Here is a 17,697-nt window from a genome sequence, read left to right as displayed (position 1 = left end):
CAGAGGATGGGGTGCTTTTAGAGTATTGAAAATGATCAATTTTTTCTCTTCTCCAAAATCTCTCCAAAACGTCTCGCGGTTATCAGCAGCCAGGAAGAAGCAAGCTGCCGCTTGAAGCCGCGAATTTTACAACAAATTGCCAGACGAGCGGGAAAAAAAGGCCATTTAAATGACTATTCTCATCCGATCCGGTCATATGCGGCATTATTGTGCCTGGCAAGAGGTTACTCAGTAGGCAAACAGGAAGTACGTGAGTAAACCCTGAACGTGACGTCTGAGAAAGCGTCGTCTGATTTTATAAAAAACAACATAAACAGCCGCTTTGTTGTTCTGAGCGAACGTGTAGCGTGGTTAACTGTTCTTCCGCCATTTTTTGTATAGCCTGGGGGTCTATTCTAAAAATGGCGTGAAAAACCTGATCAGAGATGGCTTCGACTATCTCAGCTAACATACTTTGGCTGGTGCTGGGATCCGTTACGAGGAACGCCTGAAACGTCTTATCCGCTAGTAAAACCTCTTTTACCATTTTTTCAATAGGTATGTGGGTATGCGGTGGTGGTATTTCAAGCTGTTTTAATCCACACATCGCCATTGTTTCTAAAAATGCGTTTTGCTGAGTACTTTCGGATATATTCGCATGGTGTAAAATGCGCGTTGTCTTTTCAATCCCAGACTGAATTTTCGCTGCCAGGTAGGTTGCCTTTTCTTGCGCTTTCCACCCATCTAAATGTCCTTTTCTCAATTCAGTATATAAATACCCCTCTATGTTGTCTAATGGAACCGATAATATCGGCGCGCCAGCAGGATTGAGACATAATGTCGAAGGGAGGGGGTAGTCTACGATTTCGCTATATCTTCTCTTAATCATGGCCGTCATTTGTGGATGCGATTTTAAAATATCCGGGCGATCTTTCATTAAAAAATAAAGATTCCCCATGACTTCACAGCTAAAGGTATCGGTATTTTGAGTGATACGTAACAATTCGTTCTCTTCGTTTTGATCCATGATGCGAAGAATAATGGTGGCATCATTTTCATGAGGATTATGAACCTGAAATCTATCTCTTTGCGATGCGCAGGCTAACTCTTTCAACTCAAAAAAAATCTCTGTAAGCCGCTCTCGTGTGGGGGCGCGTTCGGCAAACAACATCTCATGTAGACAACGGTCCGCTTTTGCTTTGCCAGTAGAAAAGAAGAAGTCTTTAATTTTTTCCCATAAAACTTTCCACCATGCTTCTTTCGTATTCCTTGGGGAGTTGGTAAGGATTTCACTTTTTAAAAAACCATTCCCTATAGTAATCGGCATATTAATCTCACTTATACTGGGGTAAAAATGACTACATAATTGATTAAATCGACCCTTTTTATCTCAACTGCGGGCGCATCGGATGTAATATAATTTTTAAAAGAGACTGGCAATCAGTATAAAACCTGAGAGCTTCGCGTATAAACGCATTACTGTCTGTGATAGCGTCGCTACAGGTAAAAATAAAAGAAGGACTACCGCGGATGATGTTGTAGATTTGCAATACTGGCGGCAACTTCTTTCATACGTTTTTTATGCCGAAGGCATGAAGTTTACCCTTGAATAAACTTCATGCCTGGATGCGTGTGGATTTGTTAGCGTTGCGCAATTAATCGCTTATATCACTCACCTTCTTATTCAATAAGCGGGAAGCCCGCCAGTAAATCAACAGCATGAGTCCCATCACAATGGTCAGCGTAATGCTGGTAGCCGCGCCAAACGGCCAATCGCGAATATTCAGGAACTGTACCTTAATGACGTTACCAATCAGCAGGTTTTTCGCGCCACCCATTAAATCGGAGACGTAGAACAGGCCCATTGCCGGTAGCATCACGAGCAGGCAACCGGCGACAATGCCCGGCATGGTTAATGGAATAATGATGCGGATGAACGTTTGCATTTTACTGGCGCCGAGATCGCGTGCGGCCTCCAGTAGTGGTTTGTCGAGCTTCTCAATGCTGGAGTAGAGCGGCATGACCATAAATGGCAGCAAAATGTAAACCAGGCCGATAATAACGGCGCTCGGGGTGAACATGATGCGAATCGGTGTATCAATCACGCCCAGCCACAGCAGGAATTCATTGAGATAACCTTTAGTGCTCAGGAATATTTTCAGCCCATAGATGCGGATCAGTGAGTTGGTCCAGAAAGGAACAATCAGCAAAAACAGCAATAACGGACGTATCTTTTCCGGTAACTTCGCCAGAAACCAGGCAAAAGGATAGCCCAGCACCAGGCAGGAGAGGGTGGCGATCAGCGCCATATTCAGAGAGTGCAGGAGCACTTCAAAATAGAGCGGATCGAGCAGGCGCGCGTAGTTATCCAGCGTAAAGACCATCTTGACGAAACTGGCGTCGTCACGGGTCAGAAAGCTGGTGCCAATGATCATCAGGTTGGGCAGAAAAACAAATAACACAAGCCAACCGACGATAGTGACAATCACTACATTCTGGAATTTACTTGTGTTCTTCATCAGCCAGTACGACCTCCCAGCTTTCTACCCAACTAATGGCCATTTTTTGGTCAAGTGAATGGTCGAAGTCAGGATCGTCTTCGTTGAAGAATTCGCTGACCATCACCATTTTGCCATTTTCCAGTTCAACCACCGACTCCAGCGTCATACCTTTATAATTGCGCTCGCGCACGTAGCCGATAAGCCCTTCGATGTGGTTATCATCGTTGATCTCTTCGACGCGTAGATCTTCCGGTCGCAGCAGGACGTTCAGTTTTTGGCCCGGTTCGACAGCGAAATTGACGTATATATTGCACTCCCGACCTTCTACGCTGGCGCGGACGCGCTGTTCATCAAGCCGTTCAATGACGGTTGCGTCAAAGCGGTTAATTTCGCCGATAAAACCGGCGACAAACAGGTTTTTTGGCTCTTCATAGATTTCACGCGGCGTGCCGTCTTGCTCAATCACGCCATTACGCATTACCACGATACGATCGGACATGGTGAGCGCTTCTTCCTGATCGTGAGTGACAAAAACAAACGTGATACCGAGTTTACGCTGTAATGCTTTAAGCTCGTTCTGCATTTGTTTGCGCAATTTATAGTCCAGCGCGGAAAGCGATTCATCCAGTAATAACAGGCGAGGTTTATTCACCACCGCGCGAGCGATAGCCACACGCTGCTGCTGTCCGCCGGAAAGCTGGTGCGGTTTACGTTGTGCAAACTCTTCAAGCTGCACCATACGCAGCGCATCGGTCACGCGAGGCGCTATCTCGGCGGCTGGCGTTTTTTGCATTCGTAAGCCAAACGCGACATTTTCAAACACCGTCATATGCGGAAATAAAGCGTAGCTTTGAAATACGGTATTTACATAACGATTTTCGGCGGGAACGTGGGTGATATCCTGGTTATCCAACATGATATGCCCGGCATCAACGGTTTCCAGGCCGGCAATCAGGCGAAGAACGGTTGTTTTACCGCAGCCGGAAGGGCCAAGCAGCGTGAGGAATTCGCCATTGTTAATGGTCAAATCCAGCTGTGAAATGACCTCTTTGCCATCGAAACTTTTGCTAATTCCAGACAAAAGCACCAGCGGTGAAAGCGAACGCGGTTGATTATTCAATTTCTTACTCTGTCCCATGTAAACGCAACGGATGGCTGACCGCTGCGGGGTTTGTGGTTAACCACCTTAATCACTCTTAATGAGGGCGGTCATTCTACGGCAAACCACTGTGATCGCCAATCCTTGTTGCGAATTACTGACTTAGCTTTATAGTCAGAAAGCGTGTCAAAGTGAAATATTCTTGTTTGCAGGGATAAAAGTGACCTGACGCAATATTTGTCTTTTCTTGCTTATTAATAATGTTGTCACGAAAAGTGAGGGTGACTGCATGGATAAACTACTTGAGCGTTTTTTACACTACGTATCGCTGGATACCCAATCAAAGTCGGGTGTTCGGCAGGTTCCCAGCACTGAGGGGCAGTGGAAGTTACTACGTTTGCTCAAACAGCAGCTCGAAGAGATGGGGCTGGTTAACATTACATTAAGTGAAAAAGGGACGTTGATGGCGACGCTCCCGGCCAATGTTGAGGGGGATATTCCCGCCATTGGTTTTATCTCCCATGTGGATACCTCTCCGGATTTCAGCGGTAAAAACGTTAATCCGCAGATTGTCGAGAATTATCGCGGCGGCGATATAGCATTAGGGATTGGCGATGAGGTGTTGTCACCCGTGATGTTCCCGGTACTGCATCAATTACTGGGACAGACGCTGATTACTACCGATGGTAAGACATTGCTGGGCGCGGACGATAAAGCCGGCGTTGCGGAGATCATGACCGCGCTGGCGGTGCTGAAAGGTAATCCTATTCCCCACGGTGAAATTAAAGTGGCGTTTACGCCTGACGAAGAGGTAGGGAAAGGCGCGAAGCACTTCGATGTTGAGGAATTTGGCGCGCAGTGGGCCTATACGGTCGACGGCGGCGGCGTGGGCGAACTGGAGTTTGAAAACTTCAATGCCGCCTCGGTGAATATCAAAATCGTCGGCAATAACGTGCATCCTGGTACGGCGAAAGGTGTGATGGTCAATGCGCTGTCGTTGGCGGCGAGGATTCACGCGGAAGTGCCGGCGGATGAAGCGCCTGAAACCACTGAAGGTTACGAAGGGTTTTATCATCTGGCCAGCATGAAAGGCACCGTTGACCGGGCCGAAATGCACTACATCATTCGCGATTTCGACCGTAAGCAGTTTGAAGCGCGTAAACGCAAAATGATGGAGATTGCCAAAAAAGTCGGTAAGGGGCTGCATCCGGACTGCTATATCGAACTGGTGATTGAAGACAGTTATTACAATATGCGCGAAAAAGTGGTTGAGCATCCGCATATTCTCGATATCGCCCAGCAGGCCATGCGTGACTGTCATATTACGCCGGAGATGAAACCAATTCGCGGCGGTACAGACGGGGCGCAACTGTCGTTTATGGGCCTGCCGTGTCCTAATCTCTTTACCGGCGGATATAACTATCATGGTAAACATGAGTTTGTGACGCTGGAGGGGATGGAAAAAGCGGTACAGGTGATTGTACGTATCGCGGAGCTGACGGCGAAGCGCGGCCAGTAGCGAATGTTACGCATTGTGGTGAAGCGTTTTATTATTTATGGCGGGATATTTTCCGCCATCAATTTTTCTGCCTGGAGCGCCGAATATACGCCTTCCTGGTCCCAGCGCCAGCAACAATCTGCAGCATGTTTTATGACCGGCGATGAAACCTGCATGACGTTTATTGATGATGCGGTGAGGCTGGCCTCGCGGCAATATGGCAAACGCTCAATACAGCTTGTTCGTAGCCTGCTATTACAAAGTGATATTTATCAATGGCTGGGTAAACCTGAATTAACGCCGCAAATGCTGCTGCGAGCGCGGGCAATCATGAAAACATTTCCGGCGGGTACTTATCCGGGTGATCGGGCCGATATGTTTGAACACCTGGCGGCCTTTTATGTTTACGGTGACGATCGCCATATAGAGTATTCACCTACAGAGCAGTGGCGATACGAGATCAAGGTTGATTATCGTCAGCGGATAGCCTGGCAAGAGCAGGCATTAACGTGGCGTCTTAAAGACAAAAAGGCATCGACGGAGGCATTGGTTTATACCTTAAACAGGATGCGCGACGCTTATTCTGATGCGCTGGAAGAGCGGGATGTCGAATGTGATAGTGCGCGTAAAGCCTATTATTTGGCGAAGGTAGACGCAACGGAGCGGCAGTGGCTGAGCGTTATTTTACGAGATAAAACCTGGGATAATCGTGAGCGCGTCGCCTCTTTTTTGCAGCAGAAAGCGGATATTGCTTATAATGCAGGGCATATTAGCGAGGCGATTAATGCGCTAAGTCAGGCGCTAAAAATTGAGCAAACGCTTTATGGCGCCGAATTCGGCGAAATGACGGTTGACAGCAATAATCTTGCTGGCTTTTATGCACAGGGCCATCATTATAAGGAAGCGAAAGATCTCTACCTTAAACTTATCGCGTATTACCAGAGCCGTTTAACGCCAATGGCGACGGTAATATCACGATTACGCTTTTATTTGCCCGAAAACATCGACCTGGACAGTACCTCCCTCTATCTCCCATTGCTGGCAGAATATAAACGTCGGCAGTCTGACGTATCAATGGTGTTGTATGGTATTTCGCTGCTTTATCAGAGTAATCAAGAACTTGAACAAGCAAAAGACTTTGCGGAACGCGCCTTTGCGCTTGATGCCGTAGCTTATCCAGCAAAGATGCAGTATGAACGATTACAGCAACTGGCTAATATTGCCGAAGGTCTTGGAGATAACGTACTGGCGCGGCGCTATCGGCAAATGTCATTTCGCCACCGAATGGCCCACTCGATTTATCCGGGCGATCCGCAATATAACGATTTCGCCAACCCTGGCGGCGATCGTTGTGGATAGTTTGCGTCAGCCCGGCGGTCGCCGGGCATTGCGATGTTCTTATCCTTCGAAGAACCAGTACCCGCTATTCACCAGCGCCGCCAGCATCGCGAGGAAGGACGGGTCTTCCAGCGCATCGCCGAAGTTTTCAGCGGTCAGTGCAATATGACTGGCGAGCGCCTCCAGAGCGGGGCGATGCGGAGAGTCTATTTTTTCGCCATTCGCATAGACCTCATCGCCGATACGCAATACGCGAAGCCCGCCGAGACGTACTAATACCTCGCCTTGCTTTAAGGCATCGTAAATTTCATCAGGCTGATACGGCGGCTCCGGCGGCGCAATATCCAGTTCGTGGCGTGACTGAGAGAGAAACTCGCCAAGCCACTGTTGGAAATGCGCGGGTTGATTGATCAAATCGAGCATCATATTACGCAGTTTATCCATCTCCTGCGGCAGGATATCCGCCGCATGTTTGCGGGACGGTATATCCGGATCGCTGTAGTATGTGTTGCCCAACTCCCGTTGCAGGACGTAATCGGCAAAACCGCTGATCAGCTCACGGCTATTGGGCGCGCGAAAACCGACCGAATAGTTCATGGCGTTTTCCAGCGCATAGCCTTCATGCGGGAATCCTGGCGGAATATACAGAATGTCGCCCGGCTCCAGCTCTTCATCGATAATGGCCTCGAACGGATCGACTTGTAACAGGTCGGGATGCGGGCAGTGCTGACGCATTTGCAGCTTTTCGCCCACGCGCCAGCGACGGCGACCGGTTCCCTGGATAATAAACACATCATACTGATCCAGATGCGGGCCAACGCCGCCGCCGGGAACGGAAAAGGAGATCATCAGATCGTCGATACGCCAGTCCGGCAGAGCGCGGAACGGGCGCATCAAGGCGGCGGTGGGTTCGTGCCAGTGGTTTACCGCCTGTACCAGCAGCGACCAGTTGCTCTCATCCAGATGATCGTAGCTTTCGAAAGGGCCATGGCTGACCTGCCATTTGCCATCCTGATGGCTAACGAGTCGGCTGTCGATTTCGCTTTCCATCGCCAGCCCCGCCAGCTCATCCGGCGAGAGCGGATCGATAAAGTTGCTAAACCCACGTTTTAAGACCACCGGGCGTTTTTGCCAGTGGCGTTCAAGAAAGTCGGGCCAGTTAAGAGTTAATTGGTATTCCATGTTAAGTATCCGCAGGCTGGTATCTGACACCGATTATAACGGATGCTTAACGAGATGCGTGGAAGAACGCGCAGAAATGTTTATTCCTCTTTCTGTGTGGGATGCTGTCGGCCAAAAACGACCTCCATACGGGCGCCGCCGAGCAGACTGTCGCTGGCAATGATCTGCCCGGCGTATTGTTCCGTAATCTCGCGCGCGACAGCCAGCCCCACGCCTTGTCCTGGTCGTAGGGTATCGGCGCGCTGACCGCGATCAAACACCAGGGAACGTTTGCTGTGGGGAATGCCTGGGCCGTCATCTTCGACGAAAATATGCAAATGATCGTCGGTCTGGCGAGCCGAAATCTCGACAAACTCCAGGCAATATTTACAAGCGTTGTCCAGTACGTTGCCCATTACTTCGACAAAGTCGTTTTGCTCGCCAACAAAACTGATCTCTGGTGAAATATCCATACTGATATTCACCCCTTTACGCTGATAAACTTTATTGAGCGCGGAGATCAGGTTATCTAACAACGGCGCGACGGGATGCAGTTCGCGGCTTAACAACACGCCGCTACCGCGCATACTGGCGCGATGCAGATAATAGCCGATCTGCTGGGAAATCCGACTGATCTGTTCCAGCATCACCGGTTCAGCTTTGCTGACGCTCATCTTTTCGTTGCGTAAAGAGCGTAACGTACTCTGCAAAACCGCGAGCGGCGTTTTTAAACTGTGCGTCAGGTCGGTCAGGGTCGTGCGGTATTTGTTATAACGTTCACGCTCGCTCTTGAGCAGTTGATTAAGGTTGCGCACAAGGCTGGTCAGCTCACGCGTCGTCTCCGGATTGAGCATTTCGCGGTGATGATCTTCAAGTTCGCGGACTTCCCGCGCCAGCGCCTCGATAGGGCGTAAGCTCCACCAGGCGGCGATCCACAGTAAAGGAATGACTAACAGTAAATTGGCGGCCAGCACGTATACGAACCAGCTCCACACCATATATGAGCGTTTTAGTTCTATCGGAATGGTATCGACCACCACGATGGTTAACTGCGGCATCCGCGCCGTGGCAGGATAAATATTTACCGCTACCGAGTGGGTCATCTCGGCATCATCGTCATCTTCACGTACTTCTTTGAGTTTTTCCTGCGCGGAATGGTCCTCGCTCAACAGCGTGCTGGTGGCGTCTACGTTGGTTTCAATTTCATGGAAGCCGTTCGTTTTTAACCATTCCGGTTGAATGCTTTTAATCAGCCAGGGGATGTTGCGCTGCGTCCATAATAATTTGCCCGTTTCATCGTAAATCAGCGTCATGGTCGGGCTTTGCATGTCCAGATTTTCAGGCAGCTCAACGCTGATTTTATTATTTTCCCATTTGGCGAGGGTGTAAAACAGGTTGCTTTCGCCGCGCAGCAGACGAAAGGTGGTTTTATCAAAACTTACGCTATAGCCGACCAGCGCCACTATGCCATATGCCAAAGAAAGCACCAGCACGACGCCGGCTGTCGCCAGCAAAAAACGAACCCGCAGCGACAGCGGCAGAAAATGGCGAGCAAATTTATTCATTAGCGCAATTCAAAAAGATATCCTTGTCCGCGTACGGTGGTAATGACATCGTGCGGATACTGGGCCTGTATTTTTTTCCGCAGACGCCCCATGAGAACATCAATGGTATGACTTTCCCGCAGTTCCGCATCCGGATACAGTTGAAGCATCAGCGAATCCTTGCTGACCACTTTACCGTTGTTACGGATAAGCGTTTCCATAATGGTGTATTCGAACGCCGTGAGTTTGATGACCTCTTCATTGACGGATAATTCCCGACGTGAGAGATCCACCTGGAAAGGCGGGATGTTGATCACCTGGGAGGCCAGACCGCTATTACGGCGCATTAACGCCTGCATACGCGCCATTACCTCTTCGATGTGGAATGGCTTCGTCACGTAGTCATCGGCCCCTGAGCTGAGAACCTCGACTTTATCCTGCCAGCCTTCGCGCGCGGTTAACACCAGAACCGGCAGTGAAACATCACTGCTGCGCCAGCGGCGTATCAAGGAAAGGCCGTCTTCATCCGGCAGACCTAAATCGACAATAGCGATATCCGGAAGGTGTTCATTAAGGTAGTAATCAGCTTCCCTGGCATCTTCTGCGGCATCGACTTGGTGACCTGAATCCTGGAGCTGAACCTTCAGGTGGTGGCGTAATAATGCATTATCCTCTACAACCAGTACGCGCATCATCTCTTCTCCCTTGTGTTAACAATAAGAACAGTCTAGCGTTGATTATGGTGCTTTGGGGATAAACAGTTAATAAACCAGACAAATAGTCACCCTCTTTCTGAAGAAAAGAGGGTGAGGCAGGCATTATTTAAGTTCGTCGACCAGAGTCACAGCGCGACCGATATAATTTGCCGGCGTCATGGCTTTAAGGCGCGTTTTTTCTGCTTCCGGCAGGGCCAGACTATCAATAAACTGTTTCATTCCTTCGGCATCAACACGCTTGCCACGGGTCAACTCTTTCAGTTTTTCATATGGTTTTTCAATACCATAGCGGCGCATGACGGTCTGGATCGGTTCGGCTAATACTTCCCAGTTGTGATCCAGTTCGTCAAGCAGATGATCGCGGTTTACTTCCAGCTTGCTGACGCCCTTCAGGGTGGACTGATAAGCGATAAGCGCATAGCCGATGCCGACACCCAGGTTACGCAGGACGGTTGAGTCGGTCAGATCGCGCTGCCAGCGGGAAACCGGCAGTTTGTTTGCCAGATGGTGCAACACTGCGTTAGACAGACCGAGGTTGCCTTCTGAGTTTTCAAAGTCAATGGGGTTAACTTTATGCGGCATGGTAGAAGAACCGATCTCCCCGGCGATGGTTTTCTGTTTGAAATGGTTCAACGCAATATAGCCCCAGACATCGCGATCGAAATCGATCAGGATGGTGTTAAAGCGCGCGATACAGTCAAACAGTTCCGCAATATAATCATGCGGTTCAATCTGGGTGGTGTAAGGATTCCACTGGATGCCCAGCGAGGTGACGAACTCTTCGCTGAACTGATGCCAGTCAACTTCCGGATAGGCGGCGATATGCGCGTTATAGTTGCCTACGGCGCCGTTAATTTTACCGAGGATCTCCACCTGGTTGAGCTGGCGGAACTGACGCTCCATCCGATACGCCACGTTCGCCATCTCTTTACCCAGAGTGGAAGGCGTTGCCGGCTGGCCGTGGGTGCGGGAGAGCAGAGGAATGTCGCGATACTGCGTGGCGAGATCTTTAACCGCGTTAATCACCTGACGCCAGTAAGGCAGGATCACTTCATCGCGCGCGGTTTTGAGCATTAACGCGTGCGACAGGTTGTTAATGTCCTCAGAAGTGCAGGCAAAGTGGATAAATTCGGAAACGTCATGTAGCGCCGGGATCGCGGCGACTTTTTCTTTCAGGAAATACTCAACTGCCTTCACATCATGGTTAGTCGTACGCTCAATGGTTTTAATGCGCGCGGCATCTTCTTCATTGAAGTTTGCAACAAGCGTATCCAGGTAACCGTTTGCGTCGGCAGCAAAAGCAGGAACTTCCTTGATCGCTGCGTGCGCGGCTAATTTCTGCAGCCAACGTACTTCGACTTGTACACGAAATTTCAGCAAACCGTATTCGCTAAAAATTCCGCGCAGCGCGCTGACTTTATCGCCGTAGCGTCCATCGACAGGGGAAACGGCGGTCAGTGAGGATAATTCCATAGATCATAACTCCGGGGTTAAATGAGCAAGAATTTGTTTTGCCTGAGTCGTCAGGCGATGACGAGAAAACATAAGCTGTAGGCGACCACCGCCTACCTGATGCCAGAGCACGGCTGCACGGATGCCTGCCAGTAGCGAGGCGCGGACTTTGGCCTGCACCTGCGGACTTTGCAGAACGGCCGGGGAGCCCGTCACCTGAATGCGCGGGCCCAATGGGCTAATCACATCCACGTAGATGCCCGCCATGGCGCTCATTAACGTGTCTGACTGTAAATCAAAATGGTCAAGCTGGCGCTGCAGGCCGTTAATGCGATCGCCTAACGTATTCAACGCGCCTTTGGCGGATGACAGCTTGCGCTCCAGCACCATCAGGCTAAGCGTATAACGCGTCAGTTCGGCGTTAAGTCCTTGTCGGCTGCTGGCATTCAGCACGCCGAGCAGTGTTTCCAGACCAAGACGCAGGTTAGCTTCGCTGCCGCCGAACACGCCCAGAGTAGAACTGGGATTCATATCAATGACACTGTTGAGTGAAACGTGCAACGCGTCGGCATCACAGTGCCCCTGGTGCGCCAGTTGTTGCACCAGGCGTGCCGACTGGCAAATGCCAGACAGCGCGAGGGTGATGTCATAATAATTCTTTGCCACAATCACTGCTTCCTTGTATCAAATAAAATACACTTCATCTTTTAAGCCGCTTTGAGGCGACTTGAATGGTGTTGTGTATTGAATAATCAGACCGTCAGCGGCAGTCGCTGCTCGATAATGCCACCGCCCAGGCAGACTTCGCCGCTGTAAAAGACAGCGGACTGGCCCGGCGTAACGGCGGCAACCGGCTCGTCAAAAATGACCTCGATACGATCGTCATCCAGCGCGTTAATCGTGCACGGAATATCGGTCTGGCGGTAGCGGGTTTTTACCGTACAGCGCAGGGTGCCGGTGAACGGTTCGCGATCGACCCAATGTAGCTGCTGGGCGATGAGGCCTACCGACATCAGGCGTGGGTGCTCATGCCCCTGGGCGACAATTAACACATTGTTTTCAACGTCTTTATCCACCACATACCAGGGGTCTTCGCTACCGTCTTTGGTGCCGCCGATTCCCAGCCCTTTACGCTGACCGAGCGTATGATACATCAGACCCTGATGCTCGCCGATTTCATCGCCGTCAACGGTAATGATTTTCCCCGGCTGCGCAGGCAGATAGCGCCCTAAAAAGTCGCGGAATTTGCGCTCGCCGATAAAGCAGATACCGGTAGAATCTTTTTTCTTTGCGGTTACCAGCCCCAGATCTTCGGCGATTTTACGCACCTGCGGTTTTTCCAGCTCGCCAACCGGGAACAGACTTTGCGCAATCTGCTCATGGCCAAGCGTATAGAGGAAGTAGCTCTGATCTTTGTTACCGTCGAGCCCGCGCAACAACCGGCTTTTGCCGTTTACATCCGCGCGACGGACGTAGTGACCGGTGGCGATATAGTCGGCGCCTAAATCTTCTGCGGCAAATTCAAGGAAGGCTTTAAATTTGATCTCTTTATTGCACAGAATATCCGGATTCGGCGTACGGCCCGCTTTGTACTCTTCAAGGAACAGTTCAAAGACGTTATCCCAATATTCTGCGGCAAAATTAACGGTATGCAGTTCAATGCCAAGCTTGTCGCACACGGCCTGCGCGTCAGCCAGATCGGCTGCCGCGGTACAGTATTCCTCACCATCGTCCTCTTCCCAGTTCTTCATGAACAGGCCTTCTACCTGATAACCCTGTTGTTGCAACAGCCAGGCGGAAACGGAGGAATCGACACCGCCGGACATGCCGACGATCACTTTTTTTGGGCTTTCTGACATTGGAATACTCGCGACATTGAACTTCAAGGCGGCGTATTCTATCACGCAGCCCTTTACTTGACACCCTCTGTAAACGGCCAGTTAAATTCGCCCACTATAGATAAGGGGTAACGTTGTCCCGTTTGATAACTGCGAACGCTTTCAGCCACCAGCGGAGAACGTAAATTCGGCGCGTTCAGAATCTCGTCGGCGCTCACCCAACGGCAGCAATCGATGTCATTGTCATGGGGGTCGGTCGCGCAAATATGATCAAGCTTGATAGCGAATAAAAAGCGCAGGAACGGGGTTTTATCCGGCGCAATCCACTGATGCATACGGATAAAATACTGTGGTTGTGCCGTGATGCCAGTCTCTTCCCACAGTTCTCGCGCGGCGGCCTGCGCCAGCGTTTCATCTGCCTCCAGGTGTCCGGCAGGTTGATTCCATAACGATTTACCGTTGATGGTCTCTTCCACCACCAGAAATTTATCTTCGGCATGTACGATGCAGGCAACGGTCACGTGCGGCTTGAACATAGGCATCCTTATTAAAGCGGTTTATCAATGTGGTCATAGATCGCGTCAAGCTGTTTCAGACGCTCGTTATAAGCTTTTGTCAGGCAGGTGACGTCGGCCTTGCACTGCTGACGCTGTTTAAGCCAGCTCTGCTGGGCGTCCTGCAGCGCGCCGCGACTGCCCATCGCGAACAACCCTTTCAGAAACTGATATTTGGTGTGCATTTCCACGTCTTTATCATTCAGCGTCAGGTGCGCGCAGATAGCCTTTTCATCCGCAGCCTGCGCTTTCTGGCAGTCGAAGCTGGCCGCATTAACGGATAACGGTGTTAATAAAGCAAAAGCAATGAGAAGCCGTTTCATCTGTCTTTCTCCGGTGCTATCTCGCGCCACTGTCCATTATCGAGGCCGTTGAGCGTGTAGTCGCCCATGCTGTAACGAATTAATCGTAGAGTGGGATGACCGACATGCGCTGTCATGCGTCTTACCTGGCGGTTGCGGCCTTCATATAAGGTGACTTTTAGCCAACTGGTGGGAATATTCTTCCGTTCGCGAATCGGCGGGGTGCGCGGCCACAGCCAGTCAGGCTCTGCGACAATCTCAATACCGGCGGGTAGGGTAGGGCCATCGTTGAGCGTGACGCCAGTACGAAGCGCCTGCAGCGCTGCATTATCCGGGATACCTTCTACCTGAACATAGTAAATCTTGCCGGTGCGTTTGCCCGGTTGCGTGAGGCGCGCCTGCAGCGCGCCGTCATTAGTCAGCACCAAAAGCCCTTCGCTGTCGCGGTCCAGGCGGCCTGCGGCATAAACGCCTTGCACAGGAATAAAATCTTTTAACGTGCGGCGACCTGCTTCATCCGTGAACTGCGGCAACACATCGTAAGGTTTATTGAACAAAACCACGCGTTTTGGCTGGTTTTCTTTCCGTGATTTAGATGCTTGTCGTGAGCTGAATCGCTTAACGTAGTGATTTCTAAAAGAAGTTTTTTGCATGGTGTTTTCAGAACTTATTAATTGCCGCATTATAGCGCAATAATGAGTGTCTTTCATGGCGGCAAACAATAGGGTAGTATTGACATGCTCATTACAAAACATTAACAAAAAATTGCTCTAACGCAGTCGTGCAGCAGGACGCCATTGCACATGCAGCGCGATGACAGACGAGCAAACCAGAAGCGCTCGAAGGAGAGGTGAATGGAAAGCAAAGTAGTTGTTCCGGTGGAAGGTAAGAAGATCACCCTGCAAAACGGCAAACTCAACGTTCCTGAGAATCCGATTATCCCGTTTATTGAAGGCGATGGTATCGGTGTTGATGTCACTCCAGCCATGCTTAAAGTGGTCGATGCCGCCGTCGAGAAAGCCTATAAAGGCGAGCGTAAAATTTCTTGGATGGAAATTTACACCGGAGAAAAATCCACACAGGTTTACGGCCAGGATGTCTGGCTCCCCGCTGAAACCCTTGATTTGATTCGTGATTACCGCGTAGCGATTAAAGGTCCGTTGACCACGCCGGTTGGCGGCGGTATTCGCTCTCTGAACGTTGCCCTGCGTCAGGAGCTTGACCTGTACGTTTGTCTGCGTCCCGTTCGTTACTATCAGGGCACGCCAAGTCCGGTGAAACATCCGGAGCTGACCGATATGGTCATCTTCCGTGAAAACTCTGAAGACATCTACGCCGGAATTGAATGGAAAGCTGACTCTGCAGACGCTGAGAAAGTGATCAAGTTCCTGCGCGAAGAGATGGGCGTGAAGAAAATTCGCTTCCCGGAGCACTGCGGTATCGGTATCAAACCGTGTTCTGAAGAAGGCACTAAACGTCTGGTTCGCGCGGCGATTGAATACGCTATTACCAACGATCGCGATTCCGTCACGCTGGTACATAAAGGCAATATCATGAAGTTCACCGAAGGCGCGTTTAAAGACTGGGGCTACCAGTTGGCGCGCGACGAGTTCGGCGGTGAGCTTATTGACGGCGGTCCGTGGCTGAAAATTAAGAACCCGAACACGGGTAAAGAGATCGTGGTTAAAGACGTTATCGCCGATGCGTTCCTGCAACAAATCCTGTTGCGTCCGGCGGAATACGACGTTATCGCCTGTATGAACCTGAACGGTGACTATATTTCCGATGCCCTGGCGGCTCAGGTTGGCGGTATCGGTATTGCACCGGGTGCGAATATCGGCGACGAATGCGCGTTGTTTGAAGCGACTCACGGGACTGCGCCGAAATATGCGGGCCAGGATAAAGTCAACCCAGGCTCCATTATTCTGTCTGCGGAGATGATGCTGCGCCACATGCAGTGGTTCGAAGCCGCAGACCTGATTGTTAAAGGTATGGAAGGCGCGATTGCCGCGAAGACCGTGACCTATGACTTCGAACGTCTGATGGACGGCGCTAAGCTGCTGAAATGTAGTGAGTTTGGTGACGCGATTATCGCGAATATGTAATAACGATAATTGTTAAAAACAAAAACGGGGACTTAACGTCCCCGTTTTTATTATTAGTATTCGAACGGTTATCAAAACTTTATCAAAACTCCCTCAATTCAGACCGCAATAGTAGTTCATCCTTTACCCCGATCGTCATGATAACCTGAGACCCCCCTGAAAGCTGATAGTTACCGATTTTGATTGTAGTGGTTTTCTTAATAATGTGTGATTTGGCTATTTTTTGAAAGTGCCTTACCAGATTTATTGTTATTATCAGGATAATTTTTTAATAAAAAGTGATGGTTTATTGACTACAATAGTGGGTAGGTTAAGTATTTTATAAAATTATTAGCATGCTTTATTTGCTCTTCTACAAGGCTGCTAAGAAGTGTTGAAATTTCAGCCTGATAAAGAATACGTCAGCGAAAGTGAATGCTATATTAGTCATAAAAATTCAGGAGACATATGCTCAAACCTATCTGCCATAGTGGAAGTATAAAGGTTCCGGAATATCTGGAAACAGATAAGGAAAAAAATGCCGGACGTACTCCACTGTCTTCAGACATTCAGCAAGTTAGAAATGTTGTTGAAGATGTTCCGCCATTTCCAGAAAGCAGAACGGCGAGAGGTTCTGTAAGCGCAGCGTACAGGCTTTCTTTTGACGAAGTGTTTTGCGGTCTCAGCAATGAAGAGCGTAAAAAGGTGTATGGTCGCCTTTTTGGAAAACAAGTACTTGCGCATATTCATTCCAGGTGTCAGCGCGACGCTGACATAATAAGAGAAAAAGCGCTCAGGCGGATAAGCCGTGAGTGTGGTGCCGAAATAGATTGCACTCTCTTGCTAAATAAGATGGTGGATATTTTACAAAATGCCCGGCTGACAATAAATTTTAATGCGGCAAAAATTGACTTTGTCTCTCTCTTAAAAAATAAAGAATATCTGAACTCTTATGCATTAGGTTGCAGACCAGGAGATTTACCTGCTTATAATGTCGGACGTGATTCAGTTGAAACTAAAGCATTTGAACTGGAGAGGCTTGCAGATTCACCTTATGCCCCATATGGTCAGACAGGCGGTTTTTCCGTAGCATATACTCCCAACAGTAGAACTTTTAGCCCTACAAGCAGACCAATTTATGCTGCACTGGACTTTCTGAACGGTGAAAATGGAGGTGCCAGCGCCTATGGAAAATCATTTTTTGAATTAAATGATAATGTAAAAACAAACTGTACATTCTCACCTTTTGATATCTACGGCCACAGATTTGGCCTGGATACGAGTAAATTATCTACATTTTGGCATATGGAGAACCTGATTGCATCCTGTCAAAATGATTTTTTTGGTTATAATTGCTTTAAGAGTTTGGTTAAAATGGCTAAGGACGAAAAATTTTTAGCTCATTCTAATTATGGTAAAGGCTATGAAGGGAATTATATAGAGGCTCATATTCATGGTGATGTATGTTTATTCAGAGATATAAAACACGTTTATTTGTCTTTGCAAGAAAACTCTTACTCGAAAAGTCAACTATATGATTATGCAAAACAAATAAACCAGGCGCTTAATAGAGACTGCATAATATTATATTGACAAGCTTATTATCAGTCTCTTTAAAAGAGCTTTAAATG

16 protein-coding genes are annotated in these 17,697 nt (G+C 49.2%); 4 read left to right on the top strand and 12 right to left on the bottom strand.

The features are described from left to right. Positions 1 to 295 precede the first annotated feature (295 nt). The 3 genes from sifA to potA all read right to left on the bottom strand — a co-directional run bounded on the left by sifA (position 296) and on the right by potA (position 3,618). The gene (sifA, locus tag J4617_RS05230) at positions 296 to 1,306 is read right to left on the bottom strand and encodes an SPI-2 type III secretion system effector SifA (protein ID WP_001520468.1); all 1,011 of its coding nucleotides are present in this window, start codon (positions 1,304 to 1,306) and stop codon (positions 296 to 298) included. A gap of 328 nt (positions 1,307 to 1,634) precedes the next feature. Continuing rightward, a complete protein-coding gene (gene potB / locus J4617_RS05225; protein ID WP_000799391.1) occupies positions 1,635 to 2,498 on the bottom strand; it encodes a spermidine/putrescine ABC transporter permease PotB in 864 nt (287 codons plus the stop codon). After that, the gene (gene potA, locus J4617_RS05220; RefSeq protein ID WP_000531607.1) at positions 2,482 to 3,618 is read right to left on the bottom strand and encodes a spermidine/putrescine ABC transporter ATP-binding protein PotA; all 1,137 of its coding nucleotides are present in this window, start codon (positions 3,616 to 3,618) and stop codon (positions 2,482 to 2,484) included. The genes potB and potA overlap by 17 nt, the downstream gene beginning before the upstream one ends. Positions 3,619 to 3,868: 250 nt before the next feature. Between potA and pepT the strand changes: the two genes are divergently transcribed. Together pepT and J4617_RS05210 are read left to right on the top strand one after the other, a co-directional pair. Beyond that, positions 3,869 to 5,098: a peptidase T gene (pepT, locus tag J4617_RS05215; RefSeq protein WP_000359418.1), complete on the top strand. Its 1,230-nt coding sequence runs from the start codon at positions 3,869 to 3,871 to the stop codon at positions 5,096 to 5,098. Positions 5,099 to 5,101: 3 nt separating this feature from the next. Beyond that, the gene (locus J4617_RS05210) at positions 5,102 to 6,436 is read left to right on the top strand and encodes a hypothetical protein (RefSeq protein WP_017465435.1); all 1,335 of its coding nucleotides are present in this window, start codon (positions 5,102 to 5,104) and stop codon (positions 6,434 to 6,436) included. A 39-nt stretch (positions 6,437 to 6,475) separates the two neighbouring features. On the opposite strand, the gene J4617_RS05205 is transcribed toward J4617_RS05210, so the two are convergent. From J4617_RS05205 to rluE, 9 genes are all read right to left on the bottom strand, one after another. Beyond that, positions 6,476 to 7,597, bottom strand: a complete 1,122-nt coding sequence (locus tag J4617_RS05205) for a cupin domain-containing protein (protein WP_017465436.1) — start codon at positions 7,595 to 7,597, stop codon at positions 6,476 to 6,478. 80 nt (positions 7,598 to 7,677) lie between these two features. After that, positions 7,678 to 9,141, bottom strand: coding sequence for a two-component system sensor histidine kinase PhoQ (gene phoQ / locus J4617_RS05200; RefSeq protein WP_001031687.1), 1,464 nt, complete (start codon positions 9,139 to 9,141; stop codon positions 7,678 to 7,680). Then, entirely contained in the window at positions 9,141 to 9,812 is a 672-nt protein-coding gene (gene phoP / locus J4617_RS05195) for a two-component system response regulator PhoP (RefSeq protein WP_001537766.1), read from the bottom strand. The genes phoQ and phoP overlap by 1 nt, the downstream gene beginning before the upstream one ends. Before the next feature lie 126 nt (positions 9,813 to 9,938). Next, positions 9,939 to 11,309, bottom strand: coding sequence for an adenylosuccinate lyase (gene purB / locus J4617_RS05190; RefSeq protein WP_000423763.1), 1,371 nt, complete (start codon positions 11,307 to 11,309; stop codon positions 9,939 to 9,941). A 3-nt stretch (positions 11,310 to 11,312) separates the two neighbouring features. Continuing rightward, the gene (gene hflD / locus J4617_RS05185) at positions 11,313 to 11,954 is read right to left on the bottom strand and encodes a high frequency lysogenization protein HflD (RefSeq protein WP_001519653.1); all 642 of its coding nucleotides are present in this window, start codon (positions 11,952 to 11,954) and stop codon (positions 11,313 to 11,315) included. Between the two features lie 86 nt (positions 11,955 to 12,040). Then, positions 12,041 to 13,147 (bottom strand): tRNA 2-thiouridine(34) synthase MnmA, encoded by a 1,107-nt coding sequence (gene mnmA / locus J4617_RS05180; RefSeq protein ID WP_000004540.1) that lies wholly within the window; start codon positions 13,145 to 13,147, stop codon positions 12,041 to 12,043. A gap of 53 nt (positions 13,148 to 13,200) precedes the next feature. Continuing rightward, on the bottom strand, positions 13,201 to 13,662 hold the full coding sequence (locus J4617_RS05175) for an NUDIX hydrolase (RefSeq protein ID WP_000476067.1): 462 nt from the start codon (positions 13,660 to 13,662) through the stop codon (positions 13,201 to 13,203). Positions 13,663 to 13,673: 11 nt separating this feature from the next. Continuing rightward, complete coding sequence (locus J4617_RS05170) at positions 13,674 to 14,003, bottom strand: lysozyme inhibitor LprI family protein (RefSeq protein ID WP_000825956.1); 330 nt, start codon at positions 14,001 to 14,003, stop codon at positions 13,674 to 13,676. Then, complete coding sequence (rluE, locus tag J4617_RS05165; protein ID WP_024137237.1) at positions 14,000 to 14,665, bottom strand: 23S rRNA pseudouridine(2457) synthase RluE; 666 nt, start codon at positions 14,663 to 14,665, stop codon at positions 14,000 to 14,002. Before rluE ends, J4617_RS05170 begins: the two co-directional genes overlap by 4 nt. A 171-nt stretch (positions 14,666 to 14,836) precedes the next feature. Between rluE and icd the strand changes: the two genes are divergently transcribed. Further along, a complete protein-coding gene (icd, locus tag J4617_RS05160) occupies positions 14,837 to 16,087 on the top strand; it encodes an NADP-dependent isocitrate dehydrogenase (protein ID WP_000444506.1) in 1,251 nt (416 codons plus the stop codon). 447 nt (positions 16,088 to 16,534) lie between these two features. Beyond that, positions 16,535 to 17,659, top strand: a complete 1,125-nt coding sequence (gene sopF, locus J4617_RS05155; RefSeq protein ID WP_000917261.1) for a type III secretion system effector SopF — start codon at positions 16,535 to 16,537, stop codon at positions 17,657 to 17,659. The last annotated feature ends 38 nt before the right edge of the window (positions 17,660 to 17,697 follow it).

This window comes from Salmonella sp. 32010601201800023SM (assembly GCF_017572235.1).
Classification (GTDB): Bacteria; Pseudomonadota; Gammaproteobacteria; order Enterobacterales; family Enterobacteriaceae; genus Salmonella; species Salmonella enterica.
Note: the sequence above shows the minus strand (reverse complement) of the source record. Positions and strands in the feature narration are given on the sequence as shown.

Excerpts from the sequence above, each read along its gene's own strand:
- mnmA (WP_000004540.1), bottom strand. The coding sequence starts at position 13,147 with ATGTCAGAAAGCCCAAAAAAAGTGATCGTCGGCATGTCCGGCGGTGTC.
- rluE (WP_024137237.1), bottom strand. The coding sequence starts at position 14,665 with ATGCGGCAATTAATAAGTTCTGAAAACACCATGCAAAAAACTTCTTTT.
- J4617_RS05170 (WP_000825956.1), bottom strand. The coding sequence starts at position 14,003 with ATGAAACGGCTTCTCATTGCTTTTGCTTTATTAACACCGTTATCCGTT.
- J4617_RS05175 (WP_000476067.1), bottom strand. The coding sequence starts at position 13,662 with ATGTTCAAGCCGCACGTGACCGTTGCCTGCATCGTACATGCCGAAGAT.
- sopF (WP_000917261.1), top strand. The coding sequence starts at position 16,535 with ATGCTCAAACCTATCTGCCATAGTGGAAGTATAAAGGTTCCGGAATAT.
- phoP (WP_001537766.1), bottom strand. The coding sequence starts at position 9,812 with ATGCGCGTACTGGTTGTAGAGGATAATGCATTATTACGCCACCACCTG.
- potB (WP_000799391.1), bottom strand. The coding sequence starts at position 2,498 with ATGAAGAACACAAGTAAATTCCAGAATGTAGTGATTGTCACTATCGTC.
- potA (WP_000531607.1), bottom strand. The coding sequence starts at position 3,618 with ATGGGACAGAGTAAGAAATTGAATAATCAACCGCGTTCGCTTTCACCG.
- icd (WP_000444506.1), top strand. The coding sequence starts at position 14,837 with ATGGAAAGCAAAGTAGTTGTTCCGGTGGAAGGTAAGAAGATCACCCTG.
- J4617_RS05210 (WP_017465435.1), top strand. The coding sequence starts at position 5,102 with ATGTTACGCATTGTGGTGAAGCGTTTTATTATTTATGGCGGGATATTT.
- J4617_RS05205 (WP_017465436.1), bottom strand. The coding sequence starts at position 7,597 with ATGGAATACCAATTAACTCTTAACTGGCCCGACTTTCTTGAACGCCAC.
- sifA (WP_001520468.1), bottom strand. The coding sequence starts at position 1,306 with ATGCCGATTACTATAGGGAATGGTTTTTTAAAAAGTGAAATCCTTACC.
- purB (WP_000423763.1), bottom strand. The coding sequence starts at position 11,309 with ATGGAATTATCCTCACTGACCGCCGTTTCCCCTGTCGATGGACGCTAC.
- pepT (WP_000359418.1), top strand. The coding sequence starts at position 3,869 with ATGGATAAACTACTTGAGCGTTTTTTACACTACGTATCGCTGGATACC.
- phoQ (WP_001031687.1), bottom strand. The coding sequence starts at position 9,141 with ATGAATAAATTTGCTCGCCATTTTCTGCCGCTGTCGCTGCGGGTTCGT.